This is a genomic window from Brevundimonas sp. UBA7534 (assembly GCF_002479325.1).
GTDB lineage: Bacteria > Pseudomonadota > Alphaproteobacteria > Caulobacterales > Caulobacteraceae > Brevundimonas.
The window spans coordinates 18,636-19,845 of the sequence record NZ_DLMO01000024.1; the positions used below are offsets into that span (position 1 = coordinate 18,636).

The 1,210-nt window shown below is 66.9% G+C and carries 2 protein-coding genes; one reads left to right on the plus strand and one right to left on the minus strand.

The genetic code is table 11. From position 1 onward, the window contains the following. Positions 1 to 179, minus strand: a 179-nt coding sequence (locus B2U11_RS01650; RefSeq protein ID WP_292069310.1) for an accessory factor UbiK family protein, incomplete at its 3' end; no start/stop codon positions are given. A gap of 115 nt (positions 180 to 294) precedes the next feature. Here B2U11_RS01650 and B2U11_RS01655 point away from each other — a divergent pair. Beyond that, positions 295 to 1,210: excinuclease ABC subunit UvrC (locus B2U11_RS01655; RefSeq protein WP_292069307.1), on the plus strand; the 916-nt coding region annotated here is incomplete at its 3' end.

Here is a 1,210-nt window from a genome sequence, read left to right on the forward strand (position 1 = left end):
GCGATCTCGTCCTTCAGCACGTCGAATTCGTCGCGCCGCACCAGGTCCATCTCGGCCACGAAGCGGTCGGTCTGGGCGCGCCAGGCGGTCTTGGCCTCCTCGCCGGCGGCCTGGGCCAGGCCCATGGCGCCCGTCGTCAGCTTGGCGAACTCGTCCAGAATGGGGTTGCGGGTCTGCATGGCGGGGTTCCGAATCGAGCAGGGTTAACGAAGGTTTGCGCCATATGGTGAACGAAACCTTGATGGCGAGGGCATGGCGTCGCGCGAACGGGCGAAGCGCCCTATATCCCCGGCGATGACCGACGAGCCGCTCACCGACCTGAAGGCCGCCGCGCTGATCGCCGACGAGGCGCGCCGCGCCCCTGACAAGCCGGGCGTCTATCGCATGTACGGCGAGGACGGGACGTGCCTGTACGTCGGCAAGGCCCGCAGCCTGAAGAAGCGCATCGTCCAGTACGCGCAGGGGCGATTCCACACCCAGCGCATCGGTCTGATGGTGTCGCTGACCCGCTCGATGGAGCTGGTGGTTACGGCGTCCGAGACCGAGGCCCTGCTGCTGGAATCCAACTTCATCAAGAAGCTGAAGCCGCGCTTCAACGTCGTGCTGAGAGACGACAAGTCCTTCGCCGAGCTAATGATCCGGCGCGACCACCGCGCGCCGCAGGTCCGCAAGCATCGCGGCGCCCACACGATTCCGGGCGACTACTTCGGCCCCTTCGCCTCCACCTGGGCGGTCAACAACACGCTGAACACGCTGCAGAAGGCGTTCCTGCTCCGCTCCTGCTCGGACAGCGTTTACGAGACCCGCACCCGCCCGTGCATGCTGCACCAGATCAAGCGCTGCTCGGCGCCCTGCACCGGCCTGATCAGCCTCGAGGACTACGGCGAGCTGGTCACCGAGGCCGAACAGTTCCTGCGCGGCAAGTCGCGCGCCGTCATCGGTCGCCTGTCCAAGGATATGCAGGCCGCGTCCGACGACATGGACTTCGAGCAGGCCGCGCGAATTCGCGACCGCATTCGCGCCCTGTCGGCCATCGCCATGGAGAATTCCGTCAGCGCCGAAGGCCTGGCCGAGGCCGACGTCTTCGCCCTGCATTCCGACGGTGGCCAGGCCTGCGTCCAGGTCTTCTTCTATCGCGCCGGCCAGAACTGGGGCGGCCGCGCCTACTTCCCGCGCGTCGACAAGTCGGACACGGACCCGGAAATCCTGG